This is a genomic window from Seonamhaeicola marinus (assembly GCF_008085455.1).
Genome location: NZ_VSDQ01000409.1, coordinates 149,464 through 168,719 on the forward strand (window position 1 = coordinate 149,464; position 19,256 = coordinate 168,719).

Below are 19,256 nucleotides of genomic sequence, written 5' to 3' on the forward strand. Positions count from 1 at the left end.
CCACTTTTAATTCTTTAATTTAACATTTTTTTCTTGACAAATTTTGAAGGCGATTCTCCAAAGAACTTTCTGAAACATTTTCCAAAATAGCCAGGATCTGAAAAACCAACCATATAACTAACTTGTGCAACGTTTAGCTCGTTTTGTTCAAGGAGTTGAGCGGCTCTTTTTAGCCTAACAATTCTAATAAAATCATTAGGAGACTGACCTGTTAGCTTTTTTAATTTTCTAAATAATGTTGATCTACTGGTGTTCATATCTTTTACCAATTGATCTACCCAATACGACTCGTTACTCATATTAGCCTCCATTAAATCCATGATTTCTCTTAAAAATTGCTCATCTACAGAATTTAAGGTTACTTTTTCTGGAGTTATTTCTTTTTCCGTTTGAAAACGCTTACGCATTAGGTTTCTACTTTCAATTAGCTTCTCTACCCTTACTGATAATAACCTCATTTTAAATGGCTTGGGAATATAGGCATCGGCACCAGACTCCAGACCTTCTATTCTGTGTTCAACAGAGTTCAATGCGGTTAAAAGAACCACAGGTATGTGGCTTGTTCTAATATTTGCTTTTAGGGCAGCACATAACTCTATACCATCCATTTCTGGCATTAAAATGTCACTAATAATTAAGTCCGGCATTTCTTTTAAAGCCTTATTTAAACCTTCATTACCGTTCTCCGCTTCAAAAACTTTGTATGTCTTAGCAAGTCCATCCTTAACTAAAAGCCGTATATCTGGGTTATCATCTACTACGAGCACAGATAATTTTGATTTATCTTCCTCAACATTTAACTCTTCCTCTAGTATAAATTCTGAATCATCAACTTCAATAAAAGGTTCTGGATTCTTTATTCGAACCATTTCTTCTTCCAATAAATGTTCATTCCCCAAAGGAAGTTTAATTTTAAAACAACTTCCTTCTCCTTCTGCAGATTCTACTGTAATATCTCCATAATGTAAATCCACCAAATCTTTGGTAATGGCCAAACCGATACCCGATCCTTTATTTGCATGTTTTGAAGCATTGTTTACCTGATAGAACCTATGAAAAACATATGGGAGTTCTTCCTTGATTATTCCTTCTCCGGAATCTTGTACCTCAATTTGTAAATACTTCACAGACATTCCTCTGTCCTCTATGGGTAAAAGACTTTCTTCTAAAGGCTTAACTATTTTAACTGTTATATTACCAGTGCTTGGCGTAAATTTTATAGCATTGAAAATTAAATTGTTCATTATTTTCTCAAGCTTATCCCAATCAAACCAAACGTCTAGTTTAAAATAGTCACTTTTAAAATCAAGATTAACATTCTTCTTTTTCGCAGAGGCCTTAAAGGAAAGTGTTATCTCTTTTAGAAAACTAACAATATTGGCTTTTGTAGCTCCTAATTTAGTCTCACCTACTTCAATCTTCCTAAATTCCATTAATTGATGTACCAAACGCAATAAAGAATTGGCATTTCTTTGTACTATTTTTAATTTTGATTTAACAGAAACACTATTAGTTGCTGATTCTAAAAGTTCCTCTATTGGATTTAATATTAAAGTAATTGGTGTTTTAAATTCATGCGAAATATTCGTAAAAAACTGCAATTTTAGCCTGTTAACTTCTTCTACTTCTTTTTGAATTCTTAAAGATGCCTTTTGTTGAGATCTTAAATTAAAATAAGACTGAATTCCCCAAAACACTCCTAATATACATAGGCCATAGATTCCATACGCCCACCAGGTTAACCAAAAAGGTGGTGTTATATGAATGTTTATTTGCGCAGGATTATTGTTCCATAGACCATCATTATTCGACGATTTTACTTTAAAAACATAGTCTCCAGGAGCTAAATTCGTATAAGAGGCGTACCTTTTTGCCGAACTTGTTCCTTGCCATGATTTATCAAATCCTTCTAATATATACTCAAAACTATTTTTTTGAGGCGCCACATAATGCAGAGAAGCAAAGTCAAAGGACAAATTATTTTGAAAATGCTTTAGTGTTATAGACGCTGTTTTACTAACTACATTGTTTAGAATAACCTTACCGTCTACCTCCTCCCTCACTTCTACCGCTTTGTTAGAAATTAATAAATTGGTAATTACAGTTCCAGGAATAAAGGTGTTTTCTCTTAGCTTTTGAGGATAAAAAGTGTTAAAGCCATTAACTCCTCCAAATAAAAATTCCCCATCTTTTCTTTTTAAACATGCTAACTCTTGAAACTCGTTACTTTGCAGACCATCATTTACATCGAAGTTTTTAAACACTTCGGTTTTATAGTTTAATTTAGATATTCCCTTGTTAGTGGATACCCAAAGATTTTCACTCTCATCAATTAATACACCTTTTACAACGTTGTTTGGCAATCCGTTAGATTCCGAATAACATTTTGTAACCACATACCCGTTTTCTTGTTTTTCAAGTTTATTTAACCCTCCTCCTAGTGTTCCTATCCAAATATTTTTGTTGGCATCTTCATTAATAGACAATATGTAATTGTGAGATAACGTGTTTTTTTCATTTTCACCTCTTTTAAAGACTTTAAACCTTGGTACTTTTTCCGAAGCTTCTTCTGCCGTTAACATTCCTAAACCACTACTGGTTCCCACCCAAATATTTCCTTCACTATCTTCTTTAATGTTTCTAATAATATCTCCAGGAATACTTGTTGGATTATTTAAGTCATAAGTAAACCGTTGTTTATCATAACTTTTGTTATCCTCATTTAAAATCCAGCGATATAATCCGCCACTATAGGTTCCAATCCACAAATAATTTCTACTATCAACTAGAAGAGAAAAAATACTATTATCAAAGTCGTTTATAGGACTTATATTTTTAAAACTTGTGTTATCTGGGTTAGTAATTTCAAGTTCATACATAGACGGAATACCCTGTCCGCCAAATAATAAAAACTTTTTATTGCCTTTCTTTATTTCTTTTATGGCGTAAACATTAAGTAAGTCATTAAACTTACTATAATCGTTATAATCTTTAGTTGATTTAAGCCTGTTTAAACCACCTCCTTCGGTACCAACCCATAACGTATTATTGGAGTCTTCAAAGAAAGATCTAATCTTATCATAACTTAAACTTTTAGGGTCTAGGGTCTTTCTTATGTGCAAAAATTCTTTTCTATTTGGATCATATTTGTTTACACCTCCTCCATTTGTACCTGCCCAAATAATACCTGTCTTATCTCTGTACAAAGACATGATATTATTCTTGCTTATACTGTTAAAATCTTTTGGATCGTAAATAAACGTGTTTAAAATTTTAAAGGTTTCATTCGCCATATCCATTTTTAATCTCCACAATCCTTTATTAGTGCCTACCCAAATAATATTATCATTAATTAAAATATTATTGAAAGAACCTTCAATAACCTTTTCAAAAACCAGGGTATTATCCTTAACACGCTGAAAGAACAAACCATCATTTGTAGCAACTAAAAGCTTTCCATTTATTTCTCTTATTTCTCTAACGGCGGCAATGGGCAAGCCCAAATCTCTATTTGCAAGACGCAGATATTCATCCCCGTTACTTTCTCTAGACAATCTATAAAGCCCTGCATATCCACCAACCCAAATGAGCCCGTTTCTATCTTCATAAATTGTATTGACGGATTGATTATTTCCACTAATAAAAATATCATCCTGCTCTAATTTGTAGTGTTTAAATTTAAGAGGCTCGTTCAAATTCTTTAAATCGAGCATATTTAGACCATTTCTTGTACCAATCCAAAGTCTGTTCTCTTTATCCCTATAAAGCTCACCAATATTATTACTAGTTAATCCATTACCCCCTTTTTTATCCGTTTTATAGGTTACAAAAGTCTCTTTTGTCCGATCAAAAAAGACCAAGCCTTCTCCGGTTGTTCCAATCCATAGGTTACCATTTTGATCTTTTTCAAGGGTATATATTAAGTTACTAGGTATACTTTGCTTTTTCTTAAAATCGGGTTTAAAAATCTTAAAGGAATAGCCATCGTATCTGTTTAATCCATCGTGTGTACCGAACCACATGAACCCGTCATCGTCTTGAATAATTGTATTAACATCGCTCTGAGATAAACCTTCATCTGTAGTTATTCTTTCAAAATAACCTTTGTTTTGGGCCAATACTATATTGAAGCTCAAAACAAAAGCAATTAAAGCCAAATGATGGTACTTTATTCTCATTTACAATCCTTTTTTAATCTATTACAAAAACAATGACTTGTTTGTTCAAGTTAATAATTATTGGTTCTAGTATTACTATTTAGATGTAGAAAATACAAAAATTAAAACGACTCAAAACACTTAGTATTCTGAGCCGTCTTAAAAACTAAAACAATTCTAAAAATATATGAATATGACTAACTCTATTTATTAATATCCTTCATTTTGATCTAGATTTGGGTTTCTGTCAACGTCATTCTGAGGTATTGCAATATACTCTCTTCCTGGCTTGTATGCAGCTGTACCCGCGCTTTCAGATTTTAAATCTGGATTATCTACGATTCTAGATTTTACTCTACCCCAACGTAATAAATCAAAATATCTTGAACGCTCAAATGTTAACTCTTTTACACGCTCATCTTCAATATCCTGTAAAGTAATACTAGCATGTGGCGCCATATCTGCTCTTTCACGAACCTCGTTAATAGCATCTAATGCAGCCTGAGTTGAACCGTTAAGTTGGAACTCTGCTTCAGCAAACATTAAAAGTACGTCTGCGTAACGCATCATTCTTAAGTTATTTCCAGATCCATGCCATCCACCGTCTTGTGAACCACTATGACCATTGAATTCCCAATCTAAGAACTTATTCGCATAAATTTCTGTAGCCGTAGCATTATATGCCCCTGCATAAGATGTATTTAAGTACGTTCTAGACTCTAATGTTTTACCTTGGTAATCCGTAGTCTCATTTGTATTCCAGAAGAATGTTGTAAATGTTCTTGGATCTATTTCTCCATTAATAGTTTGTTCATCTAAGAATAAATCTAAAGCCCATTGGTTAACTCTCATACCATCTTGCCCTGTGTATCCAGCAGGTGCTAAATCTGGTTGATAGGCAGCTCCTTTACCTCTGTTTGGTGCATCTGCTCCCCAGCCACCTAAACCATCGGCAACTAATTGAATTTCAAATAAAGATTCTGAGTTGTTTTCAAATTCTTCTGTAAAGTTATGTGCATAATCATCCATAAGTTGGTAATTACCACTACTCATTACACTTTGGAACTCTGCTTTTGCTTCCGCCCATTTACCTTGGTATAAATAAGCTTTACCTAAATAACCTGTTGCTGCTCCAGCTGTAGCTCTACCTACTTGGGCAGAAGGCCAAGAATCAGGTAGTAAGCTTTTTGCTTGCTGTAAATCTGACTCAATTTGCGCCCATACTTCTTCAGGACTAGCTTGAGTAACCGTAAATAAATCTACCTCAGATGTAGGAACAGTAATTAAAGGTACATTTCTCCAACTATTTAATAAATTGAAATAGTTGAATGCTCTAATAAAATAAGCTTCTCCAAGAATGTTATCTCTTCTTGTTGCATCCATATTAATATTTGGCACGTGCTTAATTGCTTCATTAGCTCTAGCAACTCCCTGGTACATAGCTTGCCAACACCAGCGTGTAGCATTACTATCTGATGTTCCACTAAAATATCCTACTGCAGTTCTTTCTGAAGTGTTATATCCATTTACTACATCATCTCTATAATCTGAGATGAAGATCTCAAATCTAGTATAGTACCAAATATGTGTGAACGGACTATAGGCACCAATGATTCCTTTTTCAGCATCATCTTCGCTTTGCCAAAACGTATCAGGAGATAACTCGTTAGGGTTTACCTGATTTAAAACATCGTCTGAACAGTTAACGTTCACTATACCAACAACACCTAATAATGCAAGTGCCGTGATTGATATTTTTATTTTTAATTTTTTCATAATTCTATTTTTTTTCATTAAAACGACACTTGTAAACCTAATTGGAAAGTTCTTGGAGTTGGATAAGCTCCCTCATCAATACCTGTATTGATAACTTGTCTACCATTAGAACCTCTTTGGTTTCTTCCAACTTCTGGATAATATCCAGAATAATCTGTAATCGTAAATAGGTTTGTTGCCGAAGCATATATCCTAGCTTTAGAAATTTTCACTTTCTCTAAAATATTGCTAGGAAGAGAATACCCTATTTGAGCATTTCTTAAACGGAAGTATCCACCATTTTCTAAATAGAAATCTGACATTCTTCTGTTAAACCCATTATCTGATCTAGTATTTCTAGGAACATTAGTATTCGTATTAGAAGGTGTCCATGAGTTTAATCTATCTTTAAAATAATTTCCTTCTGTATCAAAATAACCTCTGTACTTAGTACCATTTAAAATTTTGTTTCCAGAAACACCGTTAAAGAATAAATTTAAATCCCAATTCTTATACTCAGCCGATAAGTTAAGACCATATTCAAAATCTGGAATACCCGATCCTAATGCAACTTGATCATCATCATCAATATCTCCATCACCATCAACATCTTTAAACTTTAAGTCTCCAGCAACAGGATTTCCTTTTTGATCGTTAGCAGCAGCTGCTTCGGCATCTGTTTGGTAAATACCATCTACAACCCATCCGTAGAACGAACTGATTGGACGACCAGGAACAATTTCCATACTGTTAATTGTATTAGACGTAAATGACCCTTGAACAATTCTACCTGTAGATCCTAAAGATGTTACCTCGTTATCTATGATAGAGAAGTTTGCTGTAGCAGAAAAACTTAAATCTCCAAAATTATCTCTATAGGTTGCCAAAAATTCAAAACCTTTGTTTTCCATTGAAGCAATATTCTGAGGGAATTCATTTCCGAATCCAGAATAAAACACTGGAGATGAGTTTAGAAGAATATCTTCTGTTTTTGAATTAAAGTAATCCATTGTTACACTTAATCTACTATCTAAAGCATCGAACTCTAATCCAAAGTTTGTTGTCTTTGTAGTTTCCCAACTAATGAATGGGTTAACCATTCTAGTAATCGCATATCCTGTTTGTCTCTCTTGAACTTCACCTGTAATATACTCACTAAAGAAACTAATAGTTGCATCTGTTTGATAAGCACTAACGTTGTTCGATCCTACTTCACCGTAACTAGCTCTAAACTTAATATTAGTTAAGGCATCAAAGTCTTCCATAAAAGGCTCATTACTAATGTTCCAACCAAAAGCTGCTGATGGGAATGTTGCATCTCTTAAACCTTCTTTGAATAAAGACGATCTATCTTGACGAACCGAAGCAGTTAATAAATATCTGTCATCAAAGTTATACTTTAAACGACCTAAATATGAATGAATTGCCGAAGTCACATCTCTAGATGGCACATTGATATAAGTTTCTGCAGCAGAAGCTACTCTAATATCATTGTTTGGAAAATCTCTTGCATCAACTCCTAAAGATCTAGAGTGATTTTTTTGCTCTGTAAAACCTGCTACAAGATCAATAGTATGTTTATCAGCAAAAGTTTTATTATAACTAAGTGTATGCTCTACTAAAGTAGATGAAAACGTAGTATTTGTTTCTTGTAATCTAGATTGGGTATCATTTCCTCCATTTTCAGCAAAAACAGGCACAAAAGGAGTAAACGTGTAGTTATTACGGTTCCAGTGCTCTAAACCTAAGTTGATTTTATAAGTTAAGCCATCAAGAATTTCGTAAGATAAAGCTATATTACCTAAAAGCGTATTTTGGGTATTTGTTCTATCTTGTAACGCAGCCATACCAAGAGCATTAAGGTTGTTATTAGAACCATAAAACTGTCCTGGCTCATACAATCTTCCTGTATTCGGATTTATAATATTTCTATCTGGAATGTCTGAAAGACTCCAATCTCCTGCATCATTTTTCAATCTAATTACAGGAATTAAGTTTCTTTCTTTGTTAAAATAGTTGTTTGGATTGTTTACCGTTCTAGTTAAACCAATAGTATTCTCTAATTTGAACTTTCCTCTTGTTAAGTCTACTCTTGTTCTTAAAGTCTGTCTCTTGAAATCTGAGTATTTAACAATACCTTCTTGCTCAAACTGAGTAAAAGAAGCACTATAATTAGTATGTTCTCCTCCTCCAGTTACTCTAACGTTTATATTCTTAACTCCAGCAGTTCTTAAAGATTCTTTAAAAAGATCGTTGCTGTAGCTAGGGTCAAAAAACTGATCTAAACCAGGATATCTGTCCTGTCCATCATTGTCTCTAGCATCATTCACTATTTGAGCATACTCAGAAGCACTTGCCCAGTCATAGGTATTAATTACCTTTTGAACACCGTAGCTTGTGTCTAATGATACATTTATTTTACCACCTCTACCTTTTTTAGTAGTAATGATAACAACACCATTTGCAGCTCGAGAACCGTAAATAGCTAATGCGGAAGCATCCTTTAATACAGAAATAGATTCAATATCCTGTGGAGCTATAGAACTCATGCTCCCTGTAATCATTCCATCGATTACAAATAATGGTTCATTGTTAGCAAACGACGTTGCCCCTCTAATAAGGAAGTTAGAACCAGCTCCTGGAGCACCTCCTTGAGCTTGTACACTTACACCAGCAACACGACCTTGTAAAGCCTGTGAAGCATCATTATATGTGTATTTCTCAATATCCTCAGATCCTACAACAGCAACTGCTCCTGTTAAATCCGATTTTTTAGTTGTACCATAACCAACAATAACAATTTCATCTAACTGACTAGCATCTTCTGTTAGTGTAATGTTAAGTGTGGTTTGTCCGTTCACAGCTACCTCTTTGGTTACAAAACCAAGGTAACTTACAACAAGTGTAGCATCACTTGCTGCAGATAGCGAATAATTTCCATCAAAGTCGGTTTGGGCACCAGTAGTTGTTCCCTTTACCAAAACGTTTGCTCCCGTTAATGGTTGACCTGATTCATCGCTAACAACACCACTTATATTTATGCTTTGTGCAAAACCAACCGACACTCCGGCAAGCAATAACACTGTAAACATAAAAACGCGGTGCTGAAATCTCTTCTTAAGTAATTGTAATACTTTCATAAGCGTTTTGAAGTTTTAGTTATTTAATTTAGTTTGACAAGTCAATTAATAGTTTAAAAAGAATTAAAGAGTAGATGATTTTTGTTAGTGCGTTAAAATCAGAAACTCCAAAACACATTTATCCCATTAAATGCTCAATCCAAAGAAACTGATTTGGTGTTTTTTAGCTTGGTAAAATATGTTCATTATTACGGATTATTGATTCAAACCCCAGTAAAACCAACAAATCAGCAAATATTGAAACATGTTTTTATCAAATGTTCAGATTGGTACTACAGATCATTAAAAACCTGACAGAATTATAAAAAGAAAGGAATGGTAAAAATTTAAAGAGCTATCTGAAACAGCTTCAATTGACCATTGTTTGCTGCGAATATAATTCCCAGTTGGTCATTATTTCCCAATTTAATGGTTTGCATGTTCCTAATTTCATCCTTAACGAACAAGCCTGTAGTTGTAGTTGGCACTAATTGTACGTTTTGCTCTTTTGTAATTTGAAAAAGTGCCCCAACACCAGCATCATTTCTTGGCGTTTCTACTTCGGCATTAAACAAATTACCCGCAGCCAAGATAAAAGTGTTGTTGTTGTTTTTAATTGTATGAAATGCATTTAGTGAAGTAACCTGCAATTCATTAGGCATTTTATGCAGTTTAAAATTACCGTTACCAAGGTTTTCAACCCAAGAGTTTTCAAAAACATTGGCTTTATAATGTAAGGACTTATCTAACATTGCTTGCCCATAAATATCAGCTAAAGATGCTTCGGCAAACAACTCGAATGTTTGGAAACGGCGTGCTATAGCGGGCACTTGCTGAGAAGAGCACTCTCTTCCTCTTAGGGGCAACATTTTACCATTTTTTTGGTAACTAAGCACAATGTCCATAGTTCCATTTTCGTCAAAATCATTAGCATAAACTTCAAAAGGTTTATCCTTTTTAGCCTTGTACTTATAGTTCAGTCCAAGGTTACCAGCTAGATAATCCATATCTCCATCACCATCAACATCAGCCTTTTCAAGATTATACCACCAACCTGAAGTATCTTCAAAGCCAATAGTTTTTGTTACTTCTTTGAATGAGCTCCCTTTATTTTCAAAAAAACGAATTGGCATCCATTCTCCTGTAATAATTAAATCCTTTTTTCCGTCTTGATTAAAGTCGTCCCAAAGTGCTGAAGTCACTAAACCAGCTTCATTTAAGTCGGGTAAAACGCTATTTGTAACATCGGTAAATTTTAACTTCTCATCTTTACCCCCATCATTTCTTAAAATATAGCTTTTAGCTGGGAATGGGTATTTTCCCGGAATTATTCTACCTCCAACGAATAAATCCAAATCACCATCATTATCATAATCTTCAGTAGTTACAATATTCCCACTAGAGAAGATCTCGGGCAAACTATGGTTTGTCTTTATAAAACCATTAGGCGTATTCATATATAATCTATCTTGGTAAAAAGATATCTGCTTGTTGGCATCATTACCACCGTTAACCACATACAAATCCAAGTCATTATCATTATCAGCATCGAACAAAATGGCACCTGTATCTTCAAATTGCGCATCTTTTTCCCAAGGTCCATGATAAACTTCAAAGGTCTTATCCTCTTTTTGAATGTACATTACACCAGCATTTCCTGTTGCGTTTCCAACAAAGAAATCCTCAAATCCATCATTGTTAATATCTCCAACTGCCAGTGCTGGACCAAATGCCGAATTTTTATGAGGAAGCAAAGGTTCTTTTAGAAAATCATCAAAATTATCTTCTTTATGAATAAAATTTATCTTAGAAACCTCAGTGATATCATTAAATATCTTTGCTTTTTCTTCTGAAGTTTTAGTTTTAGTTATTGCTTCCTTAAACTGAAGCTTAATTTCAGTATTAACCGAAACTTCTCCTAAAGTTTGTTCACTTCCATTAGGCCAAGTAACCTTTAACTCTTTTACTTTAGAATTGCCTAAACCAAAATGCAACTCTGGAGCCACACTAGATTGAAAACCTCTACTTAAAGTTAATTCTTGATATTGTACTCCGCTTGAAGTCTTAACAAACACCTTAGCTCCAATACCAAAGGCGTTATTTTCAGGTCCAACAAAACTAACTTTTAAGTAATTCTGCGCACCTTCATTACTAGTTTCATTTTTAAAAATAGAGGCTTCATCACCTAAATTATTCATAATTACATCTAAGTCTCCATCATTATCAAAATCTGAATAAGCTACACCGTTTGAAAAGCCTTTATAAGTTAAGTTCCAATTAGAATTTGCTTTCGTAAACTTGTAATTCCCTTCATTTTTAAACACATAGTTATCAATTGGTGTACTTGGATATTGCCGATAATCTATTTCCTTATTTAAATCTGCAAAACCTTGAACTTTCGTTTTTTCGTTAACGTCATTGTTATTAACATCACGTTTCATACCGTTGGTAACAATCACATCTTTTAAACCATCATTATCAAAATCTGCAAATAAGACGCCCCAACTCCAGTCTGTAGTTGCCATTCCTGCTAACCTCGAAATATTACTAAATGAAGGTAAACCATTGGCATCAATACCATTATTTACCTGCAAGGTATTTTGCATATATTGATATCCCATTCCTAAATCTACAGCTTCATAGAATGTCTCTGGACTCATACTTGCCATATTGGTCTTTGAACGCTTGTAATCTTCTGGGGTCATATCTAATTGTACAAAGTCCAATAAGTTATCATTGTTAAAATCTGCGGCATCTATTCCCATACCAAACATTGCAGTATGCCCGGTTGTTTCCTTGACAACCTCTTTAAATGTACCATCTCCATTGTTAATGTAAAAGTAGTCTGGAACATTAAAATCATTAGATAAATACAAATCTTTAAATCCGTCATTATTAAAATCTGAAGCCAACACACCTAGGGTCATTCCAAAATTTTGGACTCCGGCTTCTATGGTAACATCAGTAAACGTATTATTACCATTATTTCTATATAAATGTCCAGAATCTTCAAATTTATTGTCCTGCATTTTGTCGAAATAAAACCTATTCCCCATGCTTACGGGAACTAGGGGATAGTTGCCAACAAAAACATCTAAAAGGCCATCATTATCATAATCAAAAAATGTAGCTTGAATGGAATAGGAAGCATCCGAAAGCCCATATTCTACAGCTTTTTCTGTAAATGTTTCGTCTTGATTATTTATAAACAATTGATTTCTAGTTTCGCCATATAAACCAGACACAGACACATAAATATCTAACCACCCATCGGCATTAACATCTGCCATGGTTACCCCTGTATACCATCTTTCATCTCCAGAAACTCCTGCCGAATTTGACACATCTTCAAACTGCATATTACCTCTGTTAATATATAGTTTGTTTTCTACCATGTTTCCAGTGAAATAGACATCATCTAATCCGTCATTATTTAAATCTCCAACCGCTACGCCTCCTCCCATATACATATATGGAAAGGTAAAGTAGTTTAAACTATCATTTTCAACAATATTATTTGAAAACGAAATTCCAGTTTCTTCTTTTGTTAAAGATTTAAATGATGTTGATGACGTAATTTTGTTCTCTACTTCCTTTTCACAAGAAGCGATACAAACCACAACAACTATTAGAAGAAATATCTTTGTCATTCTTTAGAATTCAAAATTATTTAGCGTAAGGTCTTAAATTGACTCTTAAAAGATAATTATCTGCTGTAATAAACAAATATCTATAATCATCGTTAAATACGCAATTCCCAGTTGTTCTTCCTGTATTTATGGTACCAATATGTTTGCCTTCAGGCGTAATTATAAGAATACCGTCACCAGCGGCTACGAAGATATTTCCATGCTGATCTAATTTAATGCCATCAGGATTTTGTTTTGCCGTGCTATTTTTAATGATCTCACCTGGGTTAAAAAACACGCGTTTGTTTTTTACCACGCCTGGCGAAACAATATCATATGCCCATATTAAGGGTTTAGGAATATTGGATTCAGCAACGTATAAAATTTTTCCATCATTAGAAACCACAACGCCATTTGGTCTGGCTAAATCTTTATCAACCAACTTAATATCTCCTTCTTTATTTAAAAAGTAGACCCCATTAAACCCTAGCTCACTAACCCCCTTCTTTCCTAGTCCATATGGAGGATCGGTAAAATACAAGTTGCCTTCTTTATCGTAAAACAAGTCATTAGGAGAATTAAACTTTTTCCCCTTATAAGTAGAAACTAAGGGCTCAAATACTGGACTAATAGAATCTTTTAAACTTACCAACTTACTTACCGCTCTATTACCGTGTTGGCAAAGTATTAAATCGCCATTTTCATCAATTGCTAAACCGTTGGAACCTTTTTCTCCTCCAATTGGATTATCTCCTGAATATCCAGATGGAGACATGTAGACACTTAATCCGTCTAAATCATTCCACTTGTAAACTTTATTCTCAGGCACATCAGAAAAGTACAAATTCTGTCCTCTTGCCTGCCATACAGGACCTTCGGACCAATTAAACCCTTCTGCTACTAAATCTATTCTTGCATGTTTAGAGACAACACTATCTAACTCTGGTGCTAATCTTTCAATACTGCCTGTTGTTGGGTACTTTTTTAACGAATCTATAATGCTTTGGAAGCGCTCTTTAACTTGCTTTTCTTTTTCCGTATTAGGCGAAATGCTATTTGCCTCCAATACATCATTTTCAAAGTTATAGAAACGTCCATCTCCATAAAGCTTATACTGCTTATTCATAACAAATTCTGCAGGACTTAAGTGGGCTTTATGTGCTCCTGGCTTAGGGTTGTAACTCATATAAACCCAATCTCTTCTTTTTTGCTCTTTTCCTTTAAGAATAGGTAAAAAGCTCTCTCCATCTGTTTGAAAATCCTCAGGAATTTCAACTCCAGCCACATCTAACAAGGTTGGTAAAAAATCTATGGCATCAATGAACTTATCTGTTTGTTGTCCTTTATCTATTTTCCCTTTCCAACTAGCAACAAATGGCACTTTAATACCGGCTTGAGTGGTTAGACCTTTGCCACCTTGTACCACTTTATCTCCCATTTTCGAGTAAATCTTTTGATGTGTACCATTATCTGAATAAAACAAAATGAGCGTTTCTTCCTCTAAGCCTTGGGCTTCTAAATTAGCCACAATTTTCCCTATTAGCTTATCGGCATACGCAACCATATCACCAAAATATTTTGGTTCATTGTCTAATCTTCTGGCTTCATCACTCCATATTTGACTATCCGGTGTTGGAGAAAATGGGTCATGAGTAAGCGCCATTGGATAATATACAAAGAAAGGTTTATCGCTTTGTTTGTTTACAAAATCGTTTAAATAATTAACAAAAACATCTGGTCCATATTTGCCATTTGTAGCTTCCAAAAATTTACCATCTTGAAAAATTGTAGGGTTCGCAAATCTAGAGCCTTTTTCTTCCGTATGTCCTACGTGCCACCCGCAATAATTATCAAATCCGGCATCACTAATTTTCATCCCCGTATCTCTTCGATATTCCGAACCTGGATACCCTGGCGGGTCATAACTTTGCAATTGCCATTTACCAACTATACAGGTATTATAACCAGCATCTTGCATTAAATGCCCAAACGTTTTTTCTTCTGGATCTAGAATTCCAAAGGCCGTCCAATTTCTAAAATTGTATTTACCTGTCATTAATTTCACCCTAGTGTTTGTACATAAGGGTTGTGCGTAAGCTTGATTAAATTGTATACCAGATTGCGCTAGCTTATCAATATTTGGTGTTTTATAAGAAGTCCCTCCATAACTTCCTATACACTCAAAGCCCAAATCGTCTGCCATTATTAAAATAATATTTGGCTGTTTAGACTCTTCATTTGGTGCACAACTTAACACACAAAAAATTGCGAATAAAACTAATAATCTCATACGTTTATTTTTAAAAATTACCACTCGGCAAAATTACCATCTTCATGTCTCCAAATTGGATTTGCCCATTTATGACCAATCTTAACTGCTTCTTTTAATTTATATTCATCAATTTCAACCCCAAGACCAGGTTTGGACAGTAAGTTTATATACCCCTCTTTTACATCAAATACTTCTGGATTTAACATATAATCTAAGATATCATAACCTTTGTTATAGTGTATTCCAATACTACTTTCTTGAATCACAGCATTGGCAGATACAAAATCTACATGCAATGCGGATGCTAAGGCAATTGGGCCTAATGGACAATGTGGTGCCATAGTAATATCATATGCTTCGGCCATGGCAGCAATTCTTCTAACTTCAGAAATACCACCAGCGTGACTTAAATCTGGTTGAATTATATCTACTACGCCTTGATGCAATATATCTTTAAAATCCCATCTAGAAAACATTCGCTCTCCAGTTGCTATAGGAATACTACTATATGAATAAATGTGTTTTAAAGCTTCGTTGTTTTCTGGCAATACAGGTTCTTCAATAAACAAAGGATTGTATGGTAACAATTCATCTATAAGTCGTTTAACCATTGGTTTGTGAACACGACCATGAAAGTCCAGACCAATATCTAGATCAAATCCGAATTCCTCTCTAAGCAACTTTATATTATGGGCTACTTTTTTAACATCTTTGACAGAGGACACCCATTCCATGGCACCTGTAGCATTCATCTTAACCGCCTTAAATCCAGCTGCCACTTTTTCGTGAGCTTGTTCTAAAACAACTTCGGGGTTATCTCCTCCAATCCAACAATACATTTTCATTTTTTGCCTAACGGCTCCACCCAATAATTCATGAACCGGTACTCCTAAAGCTTTCCCTTTAATATCCCATAAAGCTTGGTCTATTCCAGAGATTGCACTCATTAAAATCGGTCCTCCTCTATAAAACCCACCTCTATACAAAACTTGCCATAAATCCTCTATATTGGAAGCATCTTTACCTATAACATACTGTTTTAGCTCATGTATACAAGCAGCCACTGTATCTGCTTTTCCTTCAACAATAGGTTCTCCCCATCCAAAAACACCACTTTTAGTTGTTATCTTTAAAAACAACCATCGTGGTGGGACTGTAAACAATTCAATATGTTCTATTGTTAAATTACCCATACTTTTTTACCTCAGCAACAAATTGAGCAGCCCGTTCTTTAACAGCCAGTAAATCTTCTTGAGATGAAACCTTACTAGTTAAAGCTCCCGCAATGCCTATTCCAGCAGCGCCACCTAGGAACCAATCTTTTACTGTTTCTAAATCAATTCCTCCTACAGCCAAAAGTTTTGTATGACTAAGTGGTGCTTTAATTGATTTAAAATAAGGTATTCCCATAATATCTGCTGGAAACAACTTCACAAAATCTGCATTTGCCTCTGCTGCATCGCATACTTCTGTTGGCGTTAATGCCCCCATTAAGACTGGAATATTGTTGCTATGCGCAACCTCTATTACTTTCGGATTTGTATTAGGTGTTACTAAAAACTGAGCGCCTGCATCTACTGCTTTTTGAGCTATCTTAGTATTTATTACGGTTCCTGCTCCAATAAGCACATCGGGGTACAACGCTCTTGCTTTTGCAATTTCTTCAACAAAACCTGGTGTATTTGACGTTACCTCTAACACCTTTATACCTCCTTCAATTAGACTATTAATTACACCTGCAACGTCCTTTTGATCTTGCAAACGAATAACAACAACTAATTTTTCTTTTGCTATTACTTCTGAAATTTCTTTTCTACTCATGCATGAAAACATCTACCAATTAGTAAAAGACCCGTCTTTACGTTTTAAACGCGGAATTTCAATTGGTTTAAAACCTTCTTTTAATGCTAATTCTTCATTGAATTCTACCCCTAAGCCAGGTCCTGTAGGCACAGGATATCTTGGTCCTTCAAGCTTATGTTGTACTGGGTAATAATTTGGATCATTAGTTAACACATGAGCTCCCGTATTCACTTCTTCTAACCAACTAAAATTAGAACATGCAGCCGCTACATGAATTGTAGCCGCTGTACATATTGGCCCAAGCGGATTATGAGGCATTAAGTCTATGTAATGCGCTTCTGCCATAGAAGCCACTTTCATGGACTCTGTAATTCCTCCAACATTACAAACATCAATTCTTGCATACTGGGTAATATTGCGCTCTATAAAAGGTAAAAACTGCCATTTACTCGAAAACTCTTCACCTATTGCAAAGGGAATATCAATCATTTTTCTGAGATTCTCATAAGCCTCTGGGTTTTCGTCTCTAATAGGCTCTTCAATAAAATCCAAAGTTCCTTCTGGCATTCGTTTCATAAAAGAATAGGTCTCCGCAGGCGTTAACCTTGTATGATAATCAATTCCAATAGTAACTTTAAAACCAACTTCCTTTCTAAGTTTCACCATCCAGTCGGATAATAAAGCAATAGAATCTCTTGGTTCAAATAGACTAATATCTTCTTGAGCTTCAAATTCGGCAGGCGCTAAACGCAACATATTCCATCCTTCGCTTACCATGCGCTTAGATTGCTCCATTAATTCATCAAAAGTTGAAAAACGAACGGAAGCAAAACACTCAACATAATCGCGCTGTTTTCCTCCTAACAATTCATAAACAGGCACATTTAACGCTTTACCTTTAATATCATGTAAAGCTATATCTATTGCAGAAATTGCGGCTGTTAACACTCGTCCGCCTTCAAAATACTGCCCTCTATATAAATCTTGCCAAATAGCTCCAATTTGCATTGGGTTTCTACCTATTAACAAAGGCCTGTAATGCTCTATTGCTCCTATTACGGCCAACTCTCTTCCAGATAAACCAGAAGCTCCCCAACCATGAATACCAGAATCTGTTTCTATTTTTATAACCAACTGACTTCCTGAACCTATGTTTACAGGAAAGGTCTTAACTGCTGAAATTTTCAATTTTTATGTTTTTTATTTCTTTGGAACAATGCGCTCTACTTTACCAACAATAAAGATATAAGACAGTACTCCAATTAATGATACTATTGCTATAAATACTAAGGCTGGACTAAAATCACCATCTGACACCAAGTAACCGATAATTGCAGGTACGAAAACTGACAGCCCTCCAATACAATTAAATACTCCTCCAACTAGTCCTAAATTTTCCTTCGGCGCTATTAAAGATACAAACACCCATGCAATACTTGCTAATCCCATTCCAAATCCAGCTAAAGCAAGAAATAGAATAACAAAAAAGGTGTCATCTGTATAATTAGCCCCTAAAATGAACATAGTCATTAACATACCTATAATCATTGGAGATTTTCTTGAAATTTCTGCTGAGTATCCTTTTTTAGTTAGATAATCTGATGTAAACCCAGATAAAAGTATCCCTAAAAACGCAGCTAAATAAGGAGCTGACGCATAATAACCTGATTTCACAAAATCAAGTCCTCTAAATTCAACCAAATAGGTTGGAAACCAAGTTAAAAAGAACCAAGTAATAGCCCCTAAACAAACTTGTCCAATATAAACCCCCCAAAGCTTTCTATATATAAAAGCTTGTTTAAACTCGTCCCATGTAAGTTTCTTAACTTCTTTTTTGTCTTTGGTTTTTGAGCCAACTAAACCTCCCCCTTCTTCAATATATTCTAATTCAGATTGGCTTATAGATTTATGCTCTCTAGGATCCCTATAAAAGAAGTACCATATTATAGCCCAAACTATACCAATAATACCTGAAACAATAAACAACCCTCTCCACCCAAGAGCATCCTGAATTAAGGTTAAAACCGGCATTAAAAACGCCAATCCTAAAAACTGACCTGAAGTATAAACAGCGATTGCCGATGCTCTTTCTTTTTCTGGAAACCATCTACTAACTACAAGATTGTTAATGGGGTATGAAGGTGCTTCAAAAACACCTATGCTTGCTCTTAAACCAATTAAAGCTGCTAGTGAGTTTACAAAACCTTGTACTAATGTAGCTATAGACCAAAAAACTAAAATAATAGAATATAAAACCCTAGATTTAATTTTATCCGCTAAAATACCTCCAGGAATCTGCAGTGCTGCGTAACAAATTCCAAATGCAGAAAACACCCAGCCCATTTGCTCTGTATTAATTCCCAAATCAGTTCTTAACGCAAATGCCGCAACCGAAATATTTGTTCTGTCTAAATAATTAATAACAACAGTTACAAATATCATTGCCAATATATTGTAACGTTTTCTAGTTTGAGCTTTCTCTACCATTTTTGTTTTTAGCCTTATTTATTCTTTTTTCCAG

The 19,256-nt window shown here is 34.7% G+C and carries 9 protein-coding genes; all 9 read right to left on the reverse strand.

From position 1 onward, the window contains the following. Positions 1-14 precede the first annotated feature (14 nt). Positions 15-4,178 carry a two-component regulator propeller domain-containing protein gene (locus FUA24_RS05865; protein WP_148540520.1) on the reverse strand — a complete coding sequence of 1,388 codons (4,164 nt, stop codon included), beginning with the start codon at positions 4,176-4,178 and terminating at the stop codon, positions 15-17. 189 nt (positions 4,179-4,367) lie between these two features. Next, complete coding sequence (locus FUA24_RS05870) at positions 4,368-5,933, reverse strand: RagB/SusD family nutrient uptake outer membrane protein (RefSeq protein ID WP_148540522.1); 1,566 nt, start codon at positions 5,931-5,933, stop codon at positions 4,368-4,370. 17 nt (positions 5,934-5,950) lie between these two features. Then, on the reverse strand, positions 5,951-9,052 hold the full coding sequence (locus FUA24_RS05875; protein WP_148540524.1) for a SusC/RagA family TonB-linked outer membrane protein: 3,102 nt from the start codon (positions 9,050-9,052) through the stop codon (positions 5,951-5,953). Positions 9,053-9,378: 326 nt separating this feature from the next. Then, complete coding sequence (locus FUA24_RS05880; protein WP_148540526.1) at positions 9,379-12,681, reverse strand: FG-GAP-like repeat-containing protein; 3,303 nt, start codon at positions 12,679-12,681, stop codon at positions 9,379-9,381. Between the two features lie 16 nt (positions 12,682-12,697). After that, positions 12,698-14,950: a sulfatase-like hydrolase/transferase gene (locus tag FUA24_RS05885; protein WP_148540528.1), complete on the reverse strand. Its 2,253-nt coding sequence runs from the start codon at positions 14,948-14,950 to the stop codon at positions 12,698-12,700. A gap of 17 nt (positions 14,951-14,967) precedes the next feature. Beyond that, a complete protein-coding gene (gene dgoD / locus FUA24_RS05890; RefSeq protein WP_148540530.1) occupies positions 14,968-16,125 on the reverse strand; it encodes a galactonate dehydratase in 1,158 nt (385 codons plus the stop codon). Then, on the reverse strand, positions 16,118-16,753 hold the full coding sequence (locus FUA24_RS05895; protein ID WP_222861321.1) for a bifunctional 4-hydroxy-2-oxoglutarate aldolase/2-dehydro-3-deoxy-phosphogluconate aldolase: 636 nt from the start codon (positions 16,751-16,753) through the stop codon (positions 16,118-16,120). Before FUA24_RS05895 ends, dgoD begins: the two co-directional genes overlap by 8 nt. Positions 16,754-16,765: 12 nt before the next feature. Then, positions 16,766-17,923, reverse strand: coding sequence for a mandelate racemase/muconate lactonizing enzyme family protein (locus FUA24_RS05900; protein WP_148540535.1), 1,158 nt, complete (start codon positions 17,921-17,923; stop codon positions 16,766-16,768). 12 nt (positions 17,924-17,935) lie between these two features. Then, a complete protein-coding gene (locus FUA24_RS05905; RefSeq protein WP_148540537.1) occupies positions 17,936-19,222 on the reverse strand; it encodes an MFS transporter in 1,287 nt (428 codons plus the stop codon). Positions 19,223-19,256 lie beyond the last annotated feature (34 nt).